We start from the raw sequence: 18,736 nt of genomic DNA, 5'->3' as shown, positions 1-18,736 counted from the left end.
TGCGGTACCGGGGGCGTCCAGTGCGTTGAAGAGACTCAGCCGACCAGTTGCTCGTACGCAGACAGCGTCAGAAAGTCCTCGTAGTTCTCGTCGAGCGCCACCTTCAGCAGCAGGTCGTGCGCTTGCTGGACGGTGGTCCCTCGCGTCGGGCCGGAGCGTACGCGGGGCGCCTCCTCGCTACTCGCCAGTTGGCCGTCCGGCCCTCAGCCTGCAGCTCACTGTGCAGACGGAACGCCTCATTACCGACCGCACCCAGATCGTCCTGATGGACGACGAGGTCGGCGTTGCTCGCCGGCCCGCGGCTTTGGCCGGTAGGCCCTGCCTGGTTGAGCCGCATCTGCGTGGCTTGCTGCTGTCGTGCTTCCGACACCATCTGCGTCCACTCGGTCCTGAAACGTCATCGCGGACCCTGGCCTGATCATCTCCAACCATGCACGCTATCAACGGTGTTGGCTGGGTAGGTCCACGGCTACCGCACGCTGGCAGAGGTCTACGCCGGCCTCCTGAACAGCGGTGATGCGCTGACTGCTTGAGCCCGCCATGGTTCTTTGAGGATTGCGGGCAGTCGCGACAGGCTGGCTTGGGCTGCGGTAGCCGATGTCGGGCTCGGTGATGAGGTAGCGCGGGCGGGAGGGGTCGGATTCGGGTTTGCGGCGGAGGTTGGCGAGGTGGACGCGCGGGTAGTCGGTCTCCTTCTCATAGCGCGGTCCCCGTACCTGACGCGCCGGCCGCCATGGGGGAGGGGCCGGCGCGCCGCTGTCCGTTCAGGCCTGCTGCTCGCTGATGTTGACCAGCCAGGTGATGCCGAAGCGGTCCGTACACATGCCGAAGACGTCGCCCCACATCTGCTTCTCCAGCGGGACCGAGACCGTGCCGTCGCCGGAGAGTTTGTCCCAGTAGCCGCGCAGTTCGTCGGCGTCATCCCCGCTCACGCTCACGGAGATGTTGTTCCCGGGCTTGTGCTCCATCCCCGGCGGGGTGTCGGCGCCCATGAGCGTGAAGCCGCTGTCAGTCTCGAGCATACTGTGCATGATCTTGTCGGCGGCGTCTCCGGCCTCCTTCTCGCCGAAGTCACCGAATGTGTTCACCGTCAGGGTGCCGCCGAAGATCCCCTTGTAGAATTCCATGGCTTGCCGGGCGTCGCCGTCGAAGCTGATGTACGGGTTGAGTCGAGAAGGCACGGGATGTTCCTTTCGTGATGAGGCGTCAGCTCCGGCAGATTAAGCGGTGTTTTGCCGGAGGTCAGGGCGACTCCCCGGCCGTCGAACGTCGGCCTGATGTCGCCCGCTACGCCGTCCGGTAGCGCAGGAGGACGATCCCCGAGTGGAACGGCCGGGTCTCCACGAGGCACAGCTTCGGGGCCTCGGTCGCGTCCTCGAACAGCCGACAGCCGACAGCCGACAGCCGACAGCCGACAGCCGACAGCCGACAGCCGCGCCCGAGGACGAGGGCGACCGGCCGTGGGTTCGAGTCCCACCCGCCCCGCTGGAAACGGCCTTGACCTGAAGAAACGATCCTTCGCAGGTCGGGGCCGGGAACTTTCCTTCAACTGAGAGAATCCGCTGCTCACGACTTCGGCGCCTGGCATGTCCTCGGTAGGCGAGGTGCGCGTGACCTGCGATGAAGGCACCGATCCCGCCGATTCCAACTCCGGAGGCCCGGACGCCGTGATGTGTGGACACGAGGAATCGCTGGCCATTCAAGAGCCCTGGACGCGCCGATCGGCCCCTGGAGGCCCCTCGATGAGTCGCTCAGCGAGATACGAAACGTCGGCCTTCACAGCCTCAATGGGGGCGTGAAGGCCGACGTCACGCTGTGCGCCCGGAGCCACCGACGGTGTCGGGTGACAGTACGCGGCGTCTTGAGGAACCGGGAGTCCGGGCCGGCGGTCGAGCGGTCAGATCAGGGTGTTGTAGATGTTCCAGCCTGCGCCGATTTTGGTGCGACTGGCGAAGGGGGCGGTGGTACTGCTGGTGCCGCGGTAGAGCCAGAGGGTGCCGGTGGTGTCGCGGGCGATCAGGTCGGGCTTGTTGTCTGCGGTGAGATCGCCGGTGGCTACCAGTTGGTCGTAGATGTTCCAGCCTGCGCCGATCTTGGTGCGACTGGCGAAGGGCGCCGCCGCACTGCCGGTGCCGCGGTAGAGCCAGAGCGTTCCGGCGCTGTCGCGGGCGATCAGGTCGGGCTTGTTGTCGCCGGTGAGGTCGGCGGTTCCGGCGAGCTGGTTGTAGCTGTTCCAGCCGCTGCCGATTTTGGTGCGGGTGGCGAAGGGGGCGGTGGTATTGCCGGTGCCGCGGTAGAGCCAGAGGGTGCCGGTGGTGTCGCGGGCGATCAGGTCGGGCTTGCCGTCGCCGGTGAGCTCACCAGCGCCGGTGAGGGTGTTGTAGCTGTTCCAGCCAGCGCCGACGCGGGCGCGGGGTGCGAACGGGCCGCCGTCTACGTGGCGGTGGTACCACAGGACGCCGGAGGAGTCGCGGGTGACGAGGCCCCCGGCGGGCTTGTCTGCGGACAGCGGTGACAGTTTGGTCAGTGCGTTGTAGCCCTGCCAGCCGCTGCTGATCAGGCTGCGGGTGCGGAAGGGGGCGGTGGCGTTGCCCGTGGGGTGGTAGAGCCACAGTCGGCCAGCACTGTCGCGGCCCAGGAGCGTGTGACGCTCACGCACGGGAAGTCCGTCGACGGCGAAGGCTGCGTCTGCGGTCAGGTAGTCGCTGCCGTAGGAGTAGACCTTGTAGCGGGCGTGGGCGTTGATGTGCCAGCTTTCGGTGTCGGGCGCCGAGGTGAGGGTGTAGGTGATGTCGGTGTCACCGGGCGTCAGATCGCACTGGATCAGGACGATTCCCATGGTGAGCGACTCGGTCTTGTGCGTGCACTGGGCGGACTCGCCGGCCGTCACCGCGGTGACGCGGATGTCGACGTCGTGACTGCTCCAGCCGTACTGGTCCGGCGCGGGGCCGAACCACAGGTCCAAGTGCCCGCCGTCCACCGCGTGGACGTGCAGCGTCTGAGGCGAGGTCTTGCCGGCCTCGATGTCGGGGGTGTTGAACGCCAGGGTGTTCTGGGCGACGTGCTCAGGCGTCTTGACCGTGAACGTGCCCGCGCCGTGGGTACTGTCCGCGGGTGTGGCCCCGGCGGTCTGGGCGGCCTGAACGGCGGCGGTGAGGTCGGAGCCGGCTGGTGCGTAGACCGCGCCGTAGTAGCCCATGGTGTTGTTGGACGTCTCGGGTGAAATCGCGAGGATCGGTGCGGCATGGATGCCGGTGCCGGCGACCCTGCACAGGTAGACGGCCGTGGTCTGCGGGGCGGGCTTGCAGCCGTCCTGTGTCCCGAAGGTGAGACCTGCGGGCAGGCCGGCGCCGTCACCGGCAGGACCGGTCAGCGGCTTGGTGGCGAAGGCGTAGACCACGGTGCCGTCCAGGGACGGCAGGGTGCTGGCAGCGTTGGCCGCCCAGGATCCCCCCGACGGCCGCAGGACGACGTCGTTCACGTGAACGGCGTCGAAGTCCTGAGCGGAGGCCGGTCCAGCTGTGCCGGCCGCGGCTGCGACCAGTGCTCCAAGGGATCCTCCGACGGCCGCTATGCGGCCAAGTCGCTTACGTCTGAGCATGTGTGTCCTCGGGTGAATGGGGCGGCAGGTGTGCTGCCGCGATGAGGCAGTATCGGTGATCAGGCGTGTCGTCCGGCCAGCGGGTGTCTGCAAGACAGCGGCGCTGTGGGCCGATGCATTGTCAGGTGCCCGAGACATGGGGCTCGGGCACAACGCCCGGCGGGGGCGGTTCGGTTCGTCGGCCGGGGGAACTCCTGGCCGGACCAGGAGCCACCCCGTCGCGTGTCATGGCCTGCGGTGGCCGGTGGCGCCGCGGTGCGACGTGGACGTACGCCCCCCTCGCACCGCGGCTGGAGCTCATCTAGAAGATGCCAGTGATGCTGGTGTCCCATGAGCCGAGGCCCACCAGGCGGGGGCTTCGGTGCGTGGTGGGTCCGCCGGGGTAGAACAGGAGGCAGCCGGTGGGGCAGGTGGTCGTCTTGGCTGCGCCGACGTCGTCGACGTAGGGGACGGTCAGGGTGGGGTCGGCCGGTGTGGTGGCCCACACATCGCCATACGTCTCCCCGCTCGTAGGCTGGAACTGACGGTAGGTGATGTCCGTGCCGGCGTCCGGGTCGCTGTAGGTGGCGGTGCTGACCGTTCCCTGGGCGTTGCCGGGGGAGGCCAGGTGGGGGCGCTGCTGCCAGCCGGCGTTTCCGTATGTGGACCGTGTGCCCAGGGAGAAGACTCCGCTGGTGATCTGGCCGGGGTAGAGGTAGAGCTGGCCGGTGCCGGGGTCGCGGGCGACGAGGTCCTTGACGCCGTCGCCGTTCTGGTCACCGACAGCGAGGTTGGTGTAGTCCTTCCAGCCGGCGAGGCCGAGGTTGACACGGTTGTACAGGTCGAACGGCTCGGTCTGGTCCTGCGAATTGTTCTGTGCGTCGCCGATCGTGTTGCCGGTGTAGAGCCACAGGGCAGCGTTGGTGCAGCCATCGTCTTTGCATTCGATGGTGATGAGGTCGTTGCCGCCGACGTGGCCGGCCGTCGTGTTGCCGTCGATGTCGCCGGGAGCGATGATCTGCCGGAGGCGTCTCCAGTCTGTGGCGTCGTCCACGCTCGGGTGGGGCAGTTCGGTGCGGGTGTCGAAGGCGGGGGTGCCGAGGCCGGTGCCGCCGTAGATGTAGAGCTTGTTGTCGCTCAGACGCACCACGAAGTCCTCGTAGCCGTCGGGCTCCGCGGTCGGGCTGGCGAAACCGACGAGGTCGCCGCGGTGCGCGATGAGAGCGCCGCCCCAGCCGCCGATTCCGACCGTTTGGGCGGGGGCGACCTTGCCGGTGCCGTCCCCGGCGTACAGACGCAACTTGTTGGTGTCGTCGGTGGCGACCATGTCGCCGTAGCCGTCGCCGTTCAGGTCCCCGGGCAGGTCCGTGCGGGCAAAGCCGGTGCCCGGGTCCTTCCCCGGGGCGTAGACGAACTCGGACTTGGTCGTGCTGAGGGTGACCGCGTCCTTGATGTTGTCGAGGGGGGAGTGGTTGTCGGCAGTGTCGTAGGCAACCACGTGCAGGGTGCTGTTCGGCCAGCCGGTGGGGATCACGTCGATGGTGGCGGTGTGGCGGTCCGCTCCGACGTTCACCCAGGTACCGTTGTGGCAGCGGACGCTGGAGGCGGACAGATATCCGTCCATTGACCAGCAGAAGCCTGCAATGTCGTTGGCGGAGTTGTAGAGCTTCAGCTGGACGCTCTTGCGGGCCGGGTACTTGTCGGTGGCTTCATTGGCCGCTGTGCCGTCGGTGTTCGTCACGGTCACGGCTTCGGCGGGGCCGACCCGGTCCACGGTGAAGGCGCAAGGGGCCGAGTAGCTGCTGGTGGTTCCCTCTTGGTCCTTGGCGCGGACCTTCCAGGTGTATGACCCGTTGGCCAGCTTGGAGTAGGGCACGGAGACCGAGGCCGTCTGCCCGGTGGACACGGTGTCGGTGGAGGGACTGAAGGACACCGCGCTGCCGCCGGAGGTGGTCACGGAGAACTCGCCGGTGACCGTTCCGCCGTCCTGGTCCTTGAGTAGTGCCGTCAGAGCCAGCCCGCTGTTGCCGATCACGTCACCGCACGGAACCGGCTTGTTGCCGTCGCCACCCGGACTCCAGGACCCCTCATAGGCCTTGGCGCTGCTGACGGTGGGCTTGTAGTTGTAGGTAACTTCCAGAGCAGGGCTGTTGGTGAACCGCTTGAAACTCTCAGTGTTGTACTCGTAGCCACTGGCGGCGCGCATGCCGAAGGCCACGCTTCCCCAGCCGCTGTCGGCCGCCTGCTGGATGTAGTTCGTCAACGCGGTGGAGCTGTAATCGTGCCCCAGGTTCCCCGGGCAGAAGGTGGGGTTGCCGTGGGCGTAGGAGTCGGAGGCGAGCTTGGTGGCCCAGCTCGGCTGATTACTCCAGGTGGGTGTGGTGGTGATGCCGCCGGTTGACCACAGCTCTGTCGGCCCGGCGGCAGTGGCGTTGCAGCCCCAGGAGTGTGTCTCGACCACGGCGAAGGTCGCGTCGAGGATGTCGGCCTGCTCCAGGCCGTTGGTGTTCATCGCGAAGAACGACCGTGTGGCGCCAGTGCCGTTGTAGCCGACCCGCGGCTCGTCGCTGGGCGTGCCGGAGTGCCAGCCGGACCCGTTCGGGTACGCCTCACCTGGTGTCGCCGAATACACGACCGCCCACTTCTCCCGGTACCCACCGGTGAACGGCGGATCCACCACCAGCGGGAACTGGTCCGCGGTGGCTAGCAGCGTGGGGTCCGGGGTCAGCGTCAGCGTGTTGCCGGAGACATCGGCGCTCACCGGCGCGGTCTGCGGCTGGTCGGCGGTGTCCGCAGTGGCCAGGCGCGCCCCGCTGACCCTTGGCTGCTCATCGGTGGCGGCCGGCTGCTCCCACATCTTCGGGCGGGGGGCGCTGAAGACGACATTGCCGTCGGCGTCCTTGGCAGTCAGGTTGTCCCCGGCGTCGTCGGTAAGGGTGACACCCATGGTGGCGATACCGAGCTTGATGCTCTTGACTGCGGGGTTCGCGGCGGCCTGCCGGGTGTTGATGATCAGGTGTTCGGCGAAGCCGTCGACTTCGGCGATGACCTTCAGGTCTATGTCCGGCAGAACCGACTTGTACAGAGCGGTGTTGCCGTCCAGGACCGGCTGCGGAAGCGCGGTCGGCCAGGACAGCGACAGGCTCTTGCCGCCCTTGGTCATGGTCGCCAGCGGGCCGGTACCGCCGCCGGAGAAGGTGATGCCGAAGGCCGGTGAGGCGGGGCCGATCGTGCCGTCGCCGTGCCGGACGATCGTGGCGTCCGCCTTCTTCCACACGCCTTCGTAACGGGACCAAACCGGGGTGGAGTGCTGGCGGCGGGTGGTGGTGCCGTCGGGATTGGCGAAGACCTCCGCGGTCTCCTCCCGCCGGTCGAGGATCTCCACGCGTTGCCCGGTCTTCGCGGCGACATCGAACGCCTCCACCTCGGAGGCGGACGCCTTCGGCGGCGCGCTGGCGGCGGCGGCTCCGGGGGAAGGAAGGACCAGCGTGGTGACGGCCGTCAACGGGAGTCCGAGGGCGAGAAGAAACGCTATAGAGCGTTTTCTTCTGCAGCCCGTCGTGTACGGGTTTGTCATGGGGCGCCTTTCTGGAGCGCACGCGCAGGATGGCTGAGACCCGCAGATTACTCACACCTGTGCCGTATTTCGCAGCGAGGCCGCTGACGCCGCCGTCTACACAAGCGGACCGATGAATTCCTGCCCTTCTATTCTGAATTCTACCTAGTTGATCACTTTCTATTTGCCGTTATGTTCACCCTGGTGAGGACCTTGATCTCGTCTCGAGAACTTTCCTTGTACCGAAACGATCAGGGTCTTGTGTGCGTGCCATCGAGTCGGGTTTTATTTGCGCGTTCGGCACATGATGCGGGTCCTAGGGGTGGGGTTTTTAATGCTGTTCCGCCGTCGCTTTGGCATGCCGTTTTCGATTCACCCGCTATTGCGGTTGCGTCGTACGCAGGCCGCCTCGGTCGGCCTGCTCTACACGGCTCTGATCTTCTCGCTGCTGTCCGCGCCCGCCTGGGCGAAGCCCGGTGGCGAGTTCTCGCTGCGGCCGGTGCAGAAGACCGCATCGGTGCCAGGCAAGGACCTGACCGTCAACCGCTCGGTGATGCGCTCGCCCTCGCAGCGCCACCGCTGGCATCCGCCGAGGAAGATCGCCTGGCCGGCCGCCGGGCAGGCGGACGTCGTGCTGCCCGGCGCCCCGGGCACCATGACCAGGAAGGCCGCCGACCGTCAGCGAGTCCAAGCGGGGTCACTGCCAGTCCGAGTCGGTCGGCCGGCCACCGCCGCTGCCGGAACCAAAGCCGGCACCCGCACCGCGGGTACGGCGAGCCCGGACCGCGTGCGCGTGAGGCTCGCCGACCGCAAGACCACGCAACGGGCCGGGATCCAGGGCCTGCTGCTCTCGATACAACCGACCGCCACCACCACCCCACCCGGTGCGGCCGACGTCCAGGTCGACTACGCGAGCATCGAGTCGGCCTTCGGCGCTGGCTGGTCCTCCCGGCTGCGCCTGGTCCAGCTTCCTGCCTGCGCGCTGACCACCCCGGGCAAGGCCGAGTGCCTCAAGGGCGTGCCGCTGGCGACCAACAACAACACCGCCGCCCGCACGCTCACCGCGACCGTAGCGTTCCCGGCCGCCCAAGGCAGCGGCAAGCAGTCGTCTGCGGCGGCGGGCACCACTGCTGGGAGCAGCATGATGGTGCTGGCGGCCGCGGCCAGCGCGGATGGCGGTGAGGGATCGTTCAAGGCGACCTCGCTGTCCCCGTCCGGGTCGTGGTCGGCCGGCGGGAACTCCGGTGCGTTCGGCTGGAGTGCGCCGCTGGGCGTGCCGTCCGTCCCGGGCGGTCTGCAGCCGAAGGTGGCGCTGTCGTACAGCTCTTCTGCGGTGGACGGCCGCACGTCGTCGACGAACAACCAGACATCGTGGATCGGTGAGGGATGGGACTACTCGCCGGGGTTCATCGAGCGCAGCTATGCCGGTTGTGAGAACGACAAGCAGGGCGGTAACAACACGGAGAAGGTCGGCGATCTGTGCTGGAAGTCGCAGAACGCAACACTCTCCCTGAACGGCACGTCTACCGCCCTGGTGTGGGATGCGGGTAAGAGCGTATGGAAGCTCGCCGACGACGATGGCTCACGCGTCGAGCGGATCCTCGGCAGCTCCCCGAACGATGTCAACGGTGACGAGGACTACGAGTACTGGAAAGTCACCTCGCTGGACGGCACCCAGTACTGGTTCGGCAAGAACCGCCTGCCCGGGTGGACCAACGGCAAGGAGGAGACGAACTCCGTCTTCACTGCTCCGGTCTACGGCAACCACAGCGGCGAGCCCGGCCACGGATCGGACTTCGCCTCGTCCGCGGCAACGCAGGGCTGGCGCTGGAACCTCGACTACGTCGTTGACCCGCACCACAACGCCATGGCCTTGTACTACTCCAAGGAGACCGGTTACTACGCGCAGAACCTGAAGGTCGATGACCCGGTCTCATACATCCGTGGTGGGTACTTGAGCCGCATCGACTATGGCCTGCGCGCCGGTGCCGTTCCTGCGACGGTCAATCCGGCGGGCCGGGTGATGTTCGGTGTGGCGGAGCGGTGCCTCGCGAACTGCGGCACTTTCGATGCGGACCACGCCACGAACTGGCCGGACGTCCCGGTCGACTTGGACTGCACCGCGGGTAAGCAGTGCTTGAAGCCGTCGCCGTCGTTCTGGTCCCGGAAGCGGCTGACCGACATCAACACCTTTGCCCTGCAAGGCAGCACAATGCAGCCGGTCGATACTTGGACGCTGGCCCAGTCCTTCCCGGCCACAGGTGACGTCTCAAAGCCGGCGTTGTGGCTGGAGTCGATCCAGCACACCGGCAAGGCCGGCGCCCTCGCGGACCTGACGTTGCCGAAGACCACCTTCGGCGGGACGCCGATGCCGAACCGTGTGGACTCCGCCGAGGGACGGCCGCCGCTGAACAAGTACCGCATCACCCAGATCACCAGCGAGACCGGCGGCCAGACCCTCGTCACCTACAGCCCCACCGAGTGCACGTCCACCAGCCTGCCGTCCTCCCCGGACCAGAACACCAAACGCTGCTACCCGTCCTGGTGGACCCCGGACGGCGCGGTCGACCCGGTAAAGGACTGGTTCCACAAGTACCTGGTCACCCAGGTCATCGAGGACGACACCACCGCTGGCACCGGCTCGCCGTCGAAGACCACCACCTACGAGTACGACAACGGACCGAACTGGCGCCGCGAGACATCCGAGTTCGCCGTTGACAAGCATCGCAGCTGGAGTGTCTTTCGCGGCTACGGCACGGTCCGCACCCTGACCGGCGCAACCAACCGCACCAGGTCCGAGACCAGCTACTTCCTCGGCATGGCCGGTGACACTCTCGCTGACGGCAGCCCCAGGCCCGCGGCCAAGATCAACGGCGTCACCGACCGCGACGACTTTGCCGGCCGACCCGCGCAGACCCGCACCTACGACAAGGACGGGACCGGCGGCAAGGTGGTCGCCAAGACCACTTACACCCCGTGGGAATCCGACCCGACCGCCACCCAGAACATCACCGGCATCACTGATCCCGACAAACCGAGCACCCCCGGCCCTGTGCTGCCGGACGCCATCGCGCGGCATGCGGGCACGGTCACCGAGGCCGCCAGCACCCTGCTGGACGACGGCACGACCTGGCGCACCCTGACCACCACCCGCGACTACGACCCGGTCTACGGTCTGGTGACCGCCGAGGGCGACGACGGCGATACCGCCCGCGGCGTGAAGCCGAAGTGCACCCGCACCTACTACGTCACCCCCGACACCACCAACTGGCTGATCTCCTACCCCTCCCAGGTCACCACCGTCGCCCAGGCACCCTGCGCGCTCGGCTACCTCTATCCCGCCGTCACCGGATCCACCCGCACCTCCTACGACGGTCAGGCATCCGGCGTCGCCCCCAACCCGGGGCAGGCCAACGTGACGAAGACTGAGCAGGCATCCAAGCTGGACATCAACGACCAGTTGGTGTGGGAGACCACCACCCAGACCGCTTACGACCAGTACGGGCGAATAGTCTCCGCTGCGGGTCAGGATGGTCGGCCGGCCACCACGGCCTACACCCCCGCCACCGGTGCCCAGCCCACCACTGTCACGGTCACCAACCCCAAGGGACCCGGCACCACCACCGCCCTAGACGGGCTTCGCGGGCTCACCTTGAAGGTCACTGACCCCAACCAGCGCGCCGCCACCGGTGAATACGACGCGCTCGGCCGCCTCACGAAGGTCTGGAGCGCAGGCCGCGCCACCACCGCCAACCCCAATGCCACCTTTGCGTACAACATCTCCGCCACCGCACCGTCCACGGTGACGACGAAGAACCTGTACGAGAACGGCACCTGGGGTACCAGTGTCGCGATCTACGACTCGCTGCTGCGTGAGCGCCAGACCCAGATGGATGCGATCGGCACCACCGGCCGGACCGTCACCAGCACCTTCTACGACACCCATGGCCGCGCCTTCCAGGCCGATGCCCCCTTCTACAACGACCAGGCCGTCTCCACCGCGCTGCTCACGGTCACCCCGAACCAGATTCCCACCTCGGTCCTCACCGAGTACGACGGCCGAGGCCGTCCCACGGCCACGGTCACCCTGTCGCTGAACGTGGAGAAGTGGCGCACCACCTTCGCCTACGGCGACACCTGGACCTCCACCGTCCCGCCGGCCGGCGGCACCGCGACCCTCGCCATCAACGACATCCGCGGCCGCGCTATTGAGGGACGCCAGTACAAGGACCGCAACCCGCTCATCGGCGCAGCCGCCAGCCAGTACGAGAAGACCACCTACGCCTACGACCGGGCCGGCAACCTCGAGAAGGTCACCGACGCGTCCAGCCGCAACTCGTGGACTTACACCCACGATCTGCGTGGCCGGCAGACCGCCACCACCGACCCCGACAAGGGCGCCAGCAGCATGGCCTACGGCGCCGACGGCCGCATCCAAACCACTACGGATCCCCGCGGCACTCTGGCTACCACTTACGACGAACTCGGCCGCAGGACCAGCCTGCGCACCGGCTCTGTCACCGGCACCAAGCTGGCCGAGTGGACGTATGACACCGCCACCGGCGGCAAGGGCCTGCCCGCCTCCTCCACCCGCTACGACACCTCCCTCACCCCGGCAGCCGCCTACAAGACCGCCGTGACAGGCTACGACTCCGCCGGCCACGCCACCGGCACGACGGTGACGGTGCCGTCGGTGACCGGTGAGGAAAAGCTCGCCGGCACCTACACCATCGCCACCACCCTCACCCCGGTCAGCGGACTGCCCGCCACCGCCGCCTACAGCACCGGCAACACCAACGCCACCACCGCCCTGCCCGCCGAAACCGTCACCAACCACTACGGCGCTCAAGACCAACTCGGCATCGTCGACGGCACCCTGTCCCAGGTCTACCTGCGCGGCGCCAGCTACACCCCGTTCGGCGAACTCGCCCAGGCCTCCCTCGGCAACCTCGGCACCCGCGTCATCCAGACCCTCGGCTACGACACCGTCACCCGCCGCCTCGCCACTTCAATCGTCGACCGCGAGACCTCCAACCCCCAGACCCTGTCGAACATCAAGTACACCTACGACACCGTCGGCAACGTCACCCGGATCCGCGACGACCAGAACGACGGCACTATCGCCGACGACCAGTGCTTCGCCTACGACTGGGCCCGCCGCCTGTCCGAGGCCTGGACCACCGCGGATGCCTGCACAACCAAACCGGTCAACGGAACCGGCACCCCGGCCCTCGGCACCGTAGACCCGTACTGGACCAGCTGGACCTTCACCAATACCGGCGACCGCGCCACCGAAACCCAGCACAAAGCCGGCCCCATCACCGCCGACACCACCCGCACCTACACCTACCCCACCACCACCGGCGCCGCCCAGCCGCACGCCGTCCGCACCATCACTGCCAACGGCGGCGCCACCGGGGCAGACACCTACCAGTACGACGCCACCGGCAACCTCACGAAGAAGACCCCCGCCACCGGAGCCGTCCAAGACCTCACCTGGAACCAGGAAGGCAAACTCGCCACCTCCACCATCTCCGGCGCAACCACCAAGTTCCTCTATGACGCCGAGGGCACGCGCATCCTCAAGCGGGAACCAACCGCCACCACCCTGTATCTACCCGGCGGCCAGGAACTCGTCCTCACCAAGTCCACCGGCACCCTGGCCGGCACCCGCTACTACACCGTGCCCGGCGGCTCCGCCATCCGCACCAGCAGCGACGGCAAGGTCCGCCTCCTGGTCGCCGACCACCACGGCACCAACCAACTGTCCGTCAGCGCCACCACCCTCGCAGCCAACCGCCGCAAGCAACTCCCCTACGGCGCCCCCCGCGGCACCGCTCCCACCTTCTGGCCCGGCCAGAAAGGCTTCGTCGGCGGCGACATCGACACCATCACCGGCTTCACCCACATCGGCGCCCGCGACTACGATCCAGCGACCGGCCGTTTCATCAGCGTCGACCCAGTAATGGATCTGACGAACCCCCAGCAGATGCAGGGGTACTCGTACGCCAACAACACCCCGGTCACCTCCTCCGACCCCAGCGGTCTGTTCTGCGACGGCTGCAGCGTCGGCAACCCCGACACGGTTTGGACGCCCGGCAATGGCCCCGGCTGCACGCACTACGCCTGCTACGACGACGACGGGAACGTAGACACCAGCACTCCCGTCAAGGGCGGCGGCGGCTCGGCCCCACCGGGAGCTCCGCCCGCGCAGGGACAGCCCACAATCGGGGGTGTCAAGATCCTCACTCCGAAGGAGATGGCAGCTCGGGGAATCCTGACACCTTGGAACACCTACCAAGACGCCATCCACATCTGGGCAGTCGGTCTCTGCCAAGGAAGTTCCGCGGAAGACAACGGCGCGTTCTGTAAGGCGGCGAACGAAGTTGGCCTACTCGACCCGAAGCAGCCATGGGTCGGAGTCGCCATCGCAGTTATCGGCGGCTGCGCTCTGGCAGCGACGGCCTGCCTCCGCCTCGCTGCCGAGACCGTAGAGAACGAGATACAGGTCGCCGCGGGAGGATCCCTCGGCGCTGGCGCAACCCTAGCTGCATTCGGCAGCAAACTGAGAGGCCTGTACGGCAGACTCGAAGCCGAAAGTGCTCAGGCTGCGCCCGGCGACACAGCGGCGCTGAGAAGGCTCCTCGGCAGCTGCAACTGTTTCCTCGCCGGCACTGACGTCCTCATGGCTGATGGTTCCACGAAGGACATTGAAGACATCGAGGTCGGAGACGAAGTCCTCGCGACGGACCCTGAGACGGGAAAGTCCGGCAGCCGCAAGGTCTCACGCCTGGTTCGCACCGAAGACGACAAGTATTTCAATGAACTGACGATCGCGACCGATGACGGACCCCAGAAGCTCATCGCCACGCATGAGCACCCCTTCTGGTCCCCCTCCGAGAAGCGGTGGATCGAAGCCGGTCAACTCCAGCCAAACGCGACACTCCTCACGGACGATGGCGCCACCGTCACCGTGACGAACAACCGCCCGTTCACCAAGCATGCGCGTACGTACAACCTCACAGTTGAAGACCTCCACACGTACTATGTGCTGGCGGGCGAGACGCCGGTACTGGTTCACAATTCCGGTGGATGCCCTTCGCTGAAATCTCTGCACCCGGACAGTTCGCTCGATAAAAGCTCGCTGGATTTCTGGCACAAGCAAGACACCCAAGACATTGTCTTCTCCTTGCGTTCCGGTAGGGATGAGTCGCTGAAGGTGAAACCAGATGGAACCATCATGAACGGAAACACCCGGGTCGCCGTTTTGCGCTCACGCGGATACGACGTCGATTCGCTTCCGCGTGATCCGTACGGCGGTAAGCCAATGACGGACGAAGACTTCTGGGATATGGATCAATGAAGATTCGTGATCAAGTCCAGTCGGCCTTGGAGTCAGATGCGAGGGAGCTGTTCCTGCGTACGCTCGGGCATCGACTTGGGATCTCGGCGCGCGAGATCTTCGCTAGCGACACTCCTGGCAGCCTGAGTCAGGCCCGAGCCTGCAACGAGATGATGATCGCTATCTGGTCGCAGCTCGACGTTGCTAAGTCGGCAGGCGTTGCGGGGTATCCGGACTCGGAATTTCTGACGATCCTCTTGAGCAAGGCCGACACCGGAGATGCGCGGTCGTATCTGAGGAGTGCGCTTGAGAGTGCGCTGACTTTCGTCGACGGCATTACCGGCGCAGAGTAATTCTGATAGGCAAGAAATCTCGCTCGCAAATGTCGAGCGGGTGTTTAGGCGGAAGCCCCGCCGGGATCTTCTTGGGTTCTAGCGGTCGTCGCAACGCCCCAGCTCAGGGGATGCGATGGACTTCGAGATCCGTGGGGATCGCAAGCCGCAGGGGCCGAGGGCGCTGCCCAGGGTGTCGATGGCCTGGCGCTGGAGGCGGAGTCGTACGTGGGCGTAGACGCCGGCGGTGACGCCGATGTGGGCGTGGCCGAGGAGTTCCTTGATGACGAAGAGGTCGACGCCTTGTTCCAGGAGGAGGGTTGCGGTTGAGTGGCGGAGGTCGTGGAAGCGGATCGTCCGGAGTTCTGCGCTGTGGAGGAGGCGGCGGAAGCGGCGGGTGAGGTTGGTGGGGTCGAGCGGCTTGCCCTTCTGGGTGGTGAAGACGAGCCCGTTGTCCGTCCATCCTGTTCCGGCCGCCCGGCGCTCTTCCTGCTCCCGTTCCTGGTGGATCTTGAGGGAGTTGATGCATTCGGTGGGGAGGGCGATGCGTCGCTCGGAGGCCAGGGTCTTGGTGTGCAGGATGGTCAGCCCTTGGCTGCGGGTGCGCTGGAGGGAGCGGTGGATGGTGGCGGTGCCGCCGTCGAGGTCGAGGTCTTCCCAGTGGAGGCCGAGGAGTTCGCCTTTGCGGAGTCCGGTGCGCAGAGCGAGTTCATACAGGGCGTGAAGCCGGTCGCTGTTGGCCGCCTGGAGGAGTTGCCGGGCTTCGGTGGCGGTGAGGGGCTGGAAGCGCCTGGGGCGGGGCGTGGTCGTTTTGACGTTCCGGGCGACGTTGCGCGGGAGTTCGATCTCGCGGACGGCGTGTTCCAGGGCGGACTTGAGGACCGCGTGGACGTACGTCACGGTCAGCGGCGAGAGCCGCTTCTCGCAGCACTGGCCGATGGCACAGCAGGACCGCTGAACGGAGTCCCGTTCCTGAACGCAGCACTGACAGGTGGTGCGGAGCCCGTCGAGGAAGGTGCGGACGTCGCGGGTGGTGAGCCGGGCGAGCTTCTTGGCACCGAGGCCGGGCTTGAGGTGGAGGCGGATGGAAGTGGCGTAGCGGGTGTGGGTGTTCTCCCGCAGGTGGTGAACGGCGACGCCGTCCAGCCAGTACGTGAGGTAGGCGCTCACGGTGCTGTCGGCCGTCGCGACGGGGAGTCCGCGGTTGCTGGCGGCGATCTTTTCGGTGAGCTTGGTCAGCGCGTCTTTACGGGTAGCGCCGTAGACACGGACGCGCTTGCGGGTGTTGCCGGGGGCCAGCACGTATCCGGCGGCTTCCCACCGTCCGTCCTTGCGCTGGTAGACGGTCCCGTCTCCGTTCGCACGGGTGCGGGAGCGGCGGGACGAAGCGGGGCGGGCAGTGGTCATCAGGCGGCTTCCTGTTCCAGGCGGGTACGGATGAAGTCGGTGAGCGAGTCCGTGGGGATGCGGCGGGCGCGGCCAAGGGTGATCGAGGCGAGTTGGCCGGAGCGGAGCAGGTCGTAGACGGCGGAGCGGCCGAGCTGGAGATGAGCCATGAACTGGGGCACCGCGAGCAGATCCAGCACCGGTGCCGCCTCCGCGTGGAGGACGGCGAGCGGGGGCGAGGCCATCAACAGCCCCCTTCGGCCGCGAACTGCCGTTCCAGTTCCTTGCTGTGCCAGACGCGGGCGGCGAGGAGTGCGGCGCCAGCGCTGTAGCCCGAGCCGAGGTAGTCCCAGTGGCCGACGACGAGCGTGGTCGTCGGGTCGAGGTCGGGCATGCCGGCGTGGGTGCGGGCCTGTTCGGTGCGCCAGGCGCGGCGGGCGTCGCGCAGTGCGCCGAGAGTGGTGGAGTAGTGGCGGGACTTGGTGGAGAAGTGGCCCCGGAAGCCGAGCATGTGCGCCCACTTCCGGAGCTTGAGGTGGGCGAACTCCGGCAGGCGGCCCAGTTCCCAGCAGGTGCGGATCATCTGCCGCACGTGCCGGGCGACGGCGAGCCGGGGCAACGGCCCGGCCTGCCCGGTGCCGTCGCAGGCGGTGCACGGGAGCGGGGTGCCGTGGGGCAGGAGGGTGGCGCCGCGTCCCTGGCAGGGGCGGCAGAACAGGGCGCGGTCGAGGGCGCCGGAGGCATCAGCGGACTTGGTGGCGTACTTCGCCACGTAGGCGGCCACGGCCTGGTCGGTGAATTCGGCACCGGTGCCGAAGGCCGTGATCTCGCGTACGTCGAGCTGTTCGCCCCAGCCGAGTTCGCGTTCCCCGACCGCATCCGACTCGACCGTGACGCGGACCCGTGCGGCGGCGGCACGTACGGCGTCGGTGAGCACGGTGACGGTGGCGTACGGCGGCGGGGGCTGGCTGGTGCCGTCCGGGCCGTCGAGCCGGATGACGGCGTGGAAGTGGACCCGGCCACGCTGCTGGTACTCGGCGACCTTGGCGAAGGAGATCCGCAGGACCGCGTGGGCGGCCTTCTGGGTCATGCCGAGTCGGGCGGCGATCTCGCGGCGCAGGTAGGTGGTGAAGCGGGCCCACAGGGCGGAGGCGTGGGCGTTGAACAGGACCGCGCCCGCGTAGTCGTACGTCGCGGGGTTGAGCGGCGTCCCGATCTGGGCGTCCGTGGGGTCGTGGAGCTTGCGGCAGCGGCAGGGACGGATATCGCCGCCGGGGGTGGTGAGGCGGTTGTGGACGGGGCCGAAGGACGGCGGGGTGAGGGTGGCGAAGACGCGGGGGTGGGTGCGGACGGTGTCGGGTACGTTCTTGCCGCCGGAGAGGCCGGCGCGGATGAGGTGGTAGGTGTCGGCGGCGTAGATGCGGGAGCAGGCTGGGCAGCGGGAGGCGCGGCGGTTGCCGCAGGTGGTGAGCAGGCTGCCCGTCGGTTCGGCGGAGGATGTGTAGGAGCGCAGCACCTCACCCGTCGCGGAATCGACGGTGGTGGTGTGGCCGGTCAGGCGGACGGGTTCGGTGCAGCCGCCGAGGCGCTCGATCTGCTGTTGCGCGCGGTCGAAGTCGGGGTGGTTGACGAGGTGGAGCAGGTCCCGCACGGCGGGGCTTGCCACGTGGCGCAGGTCCAGGGTGACCATTCGGGGCGTGTCCCTTCTGTTCGGGTGGGTGGCCCCGAGCAGCAACCAGCCGGATCTGTAGGCGCGTTGGTGCTGCTCGGGGCATGGCGAACCAGACCCGTTGGCGGGCGTGGGTTCAGAGAGGGGGATTTGCCCGGGGACGGCTGGGGCTCAGAGCTGAGCGAGTGCGGCGGTGGCCACCGGCAGGGCGACGCCCATGCGCGTGCCCAGGTGGGCGGCGGTGATGGGAGTTCCGTGCTCGGCGCGGTGGGTGTCCGCGATGCGCCGGGCTGAGTCGATCAGGGCGACCGGCAGGGCCGGGCCGGAGGCGGGCCGGGTCGTCTTGGCGACGGCGACGGGCAGAGCGGCCGGAGCCGGAGCCGGAGCGGGCGTCGGGGGCTCGGGTACGGGTACTTCGGCGGTCACCGGTTCAGAGATGGGGGCGGCGGCCTCCAGGTGCGGGGTGGGGCGGGTGAGAGTGTGGAACTGGGCGAGGAAGGCTGGGCCGACGTGGCCCCAGCCGAGCAGCAGGAGCGGGGCGACGGTGTCCAGGCAGGCGCGTCCGTAGCGTCCGGTCAGCAGCGGTTCGGCGGTGTTCAGGGCGAGGGTGAGCAGGCCGCACAGGTGCAGCAGCCGGGTACCGGCCTTCAACTCCGTCTTGGGCACGCTGCGCAGGGCCAGGAACCGCAGGGCGACCAGGAGTCCGACGACGGACAGATCGACCATGGGGGCGATCAGTGGGGCGATCGGGTGGGGCACACCGAGCCGCAGGGCGAGTGCCCAGACGTTGCCGAAGGAGAAGACGAAGGCCAGCGCCGCGATGACCGCCATGACCACGGTCACGTGCGCCGGGTGAACCGTTCCTCCGCCA

Annotated in this window: 9 protein-coding genes; 2 read left to right on the top strand and 7 right to left on the bottom strand. The window is 67.7% G+C overall.

Going from position 1 to position 18,736, the window contains the following annotated elements:
• Positions 1-764: 764 nt before the first annotated feature.
• From QFZ67_RS07715 to QFZ67_RS07705, 3 genes are all read right to left on the bottom strand, one after another.
• Positions 765-1,181, bottom strand: a complete 417-nt coding sequence (locus tag QFZ67_RS07715; RefSeq protein ID WP_307660349.1) for a VOC family protein — start codon at positions 1,179-1,181, stop codon at positions 765-767.
• 716 nt (positions 1,182-1,897) lie between these two features.
• Complete coding sequence (locus tag QFZ67_RS07710; RefSeq protein ID WP_307660348.1) at positions 1,898-3,481, bottom strand: VCBS repeat-containing protein; 1,584 nt, start codon at positions 3,479-3,481, stop codon at positions 1,898-1,900.
• A gap of 421 nt (positions 3,482-3,902) precedes the next feature.
• The gene (locus QFZ67_RS07705) at positions 3,903-7,157 is read right to left on the bottom strand and encodes a VCBS repeat-containing protein (protein WP_307660347.1); all 3,255 of its coding nucleotides are present in this window, start codon (positions 7,155-7,157) and stop codon (positions 3,903-3,905) included.
• 283 nt (positions 7,158-7,440) lie between these two features.
• On the opposite strand from QFZ67_RS07705, the gene QFZ67_RS07700 reads away from it, so the two are divergent.
• Both QFZ67_RS07700 and QFZ67_RS07695 read left to right on the top strand, forming a co-directional pair.
• On the top strand, positions 7,441-14,499 hold the full coding sequence (locus QFZ67_RS07700) for a polymorphic toxin-type HINT domain-containing protein (protein ID WP_307660346.1): 7,059 nt from the start codon (positions 7,441-7,443) through the stop codon (positions 14,497-14,499).
• Entirely contained in the window at positions 14,496-14,831 is a 336-nt protein-coding gene (locus tag QFZ67_RS07695) for a hypothetical protein (protein WP_307660345.1), read from the top strand. The genes QFZ67_RS07700 and QFZ67_RS07695 overlap by 4 nt, the downstream gene beginning before the upstream one ends.
• Positions 14,832-14,909: 78 nt before the next feature.
• Here the strand turns inward: QFZ67_RS07695 and QFZ67_RS07690 are convergent, their stop codons facing one another.
• The 4 genes from QFZ67_RS07690 to QFZ67_RS07675 all read right to left on the bottom strand — a co-directional run bounded on the left by QFZ67_RS07690 (position 14,910) and on the right by QFZ67_RS07675 (position 18,708).
• Positions 14,910-16,217 (bottom strand): site-specific integrase, encoded by a 1,308-nt coding sequence (locus QFZ67_RS07690; RefSeq protein ID WP_307660344.1) that lies wholly within the window; start codon positions 16,215-16,217, stop codon positions 14,910-14,912.
• Complete coding sequence (locus QFZ67_RS07685) at positions 16,217-16,441, bottom strand: helix-turn-helix domain-containing protein (protein ID WP_307660343.1); 225 nt, start codon at positions 16,439-16,441, stop codon at positions 16,217-16,219. The genes QFZ67_RS07690 and QFZ67_RS07685 overlap by 1 nt, the downstream gene beginning before the upstream one ends.
• The gene (locus tag QFZ67_RS07680; protein ID WP_307660342.1) at positions 16,441-17,886 is read right to left on the bottom strand and encodes a replication initiator; all 1,446 of its coding nucleotides are present in this window, start codon (positions 17,884-17,886) and stop codon (positions 16,441-16,443) included. The genes QFZ67_RS07685 and QFZ67_RS07680 overlap by 1 nt, the downstream gene beginning before the upstream one ends.
• 150 nt (positions 17,887-18,036) lie before the next feature.
• The gene (locus QFZ67_RS07675) at positions 18,037-18,708 is read right to left on the bottom strand and encodes a DUF2637 domain-containing protein (protein WP_307660341.1); all 672 of its coding nucleotides are present in this window, start codon (positions 18,706-18,708) and stop codon (positions 18,037-18,039) included.
• Between the last annotated feature and the right edge of the window lie 28 nt (positions 18,709-18,736).

This window comes from Streptomyces sp. V1I1, assembly GCF_030817355.1.
GTDB lineage: Bacteria > Actinomycetota > Actinomycetes > Streptomycetales > Streptomycetaceae > Streptomyces.
The sequence above is the reverse complement of the archived record's forward strand: the minus strand, read 5'-3'. Positions and strand labels throughout refer to the sequence as shown.

Bases quoted from the DNA above. Each gene is read 5' to 3' on its own strand.
- QFZ67_RS07705 (WP_307660347.1), bottom strand. From the start codon at position 7,157: ATGACAAACCCGTACACGACGGGCTGCAGAAGAAAACGCTCTATAGCG.
- QFZ67_RS07700 (WP_307660346.1), top strand. From the start codon at position 7,441: ATGATGCGGGTCCTAGGGGTGGGGTTTTTAATGCTGTTCCGCCGTCGC.
- QFZ67_RS07695 (WP_307660345.1), top strand. From the start codon at position 14,496: ATGAAGATTCGTGATCAAGTCCAGTCGGCCTTGGAGTCAGATGCGAGG.
- QFZ67_RS07690 (WP_307660344.1), bottom strand. From the start codon at position 16,217: ATGACCACTGCCCGCCCCGCTTCGTCCCGCCGCTCCCGCACCCGTGCG.
- QFZ67_RS07685 (WP_307660343.1), bottom strand. From the start codon at position 16,441: ATGGCCTCGCCCCCGCTCGCCGTCCTCCACGCGGAGGCGGCACCGGTG.
- QFZ67_RS07680 (WP_307660342.1), bottom strand. From the start codon at position 17,886: ATGGTCACCCTGGACCTGCGCCACGTGGCAAGCCCCGCCGTGCGGGAC.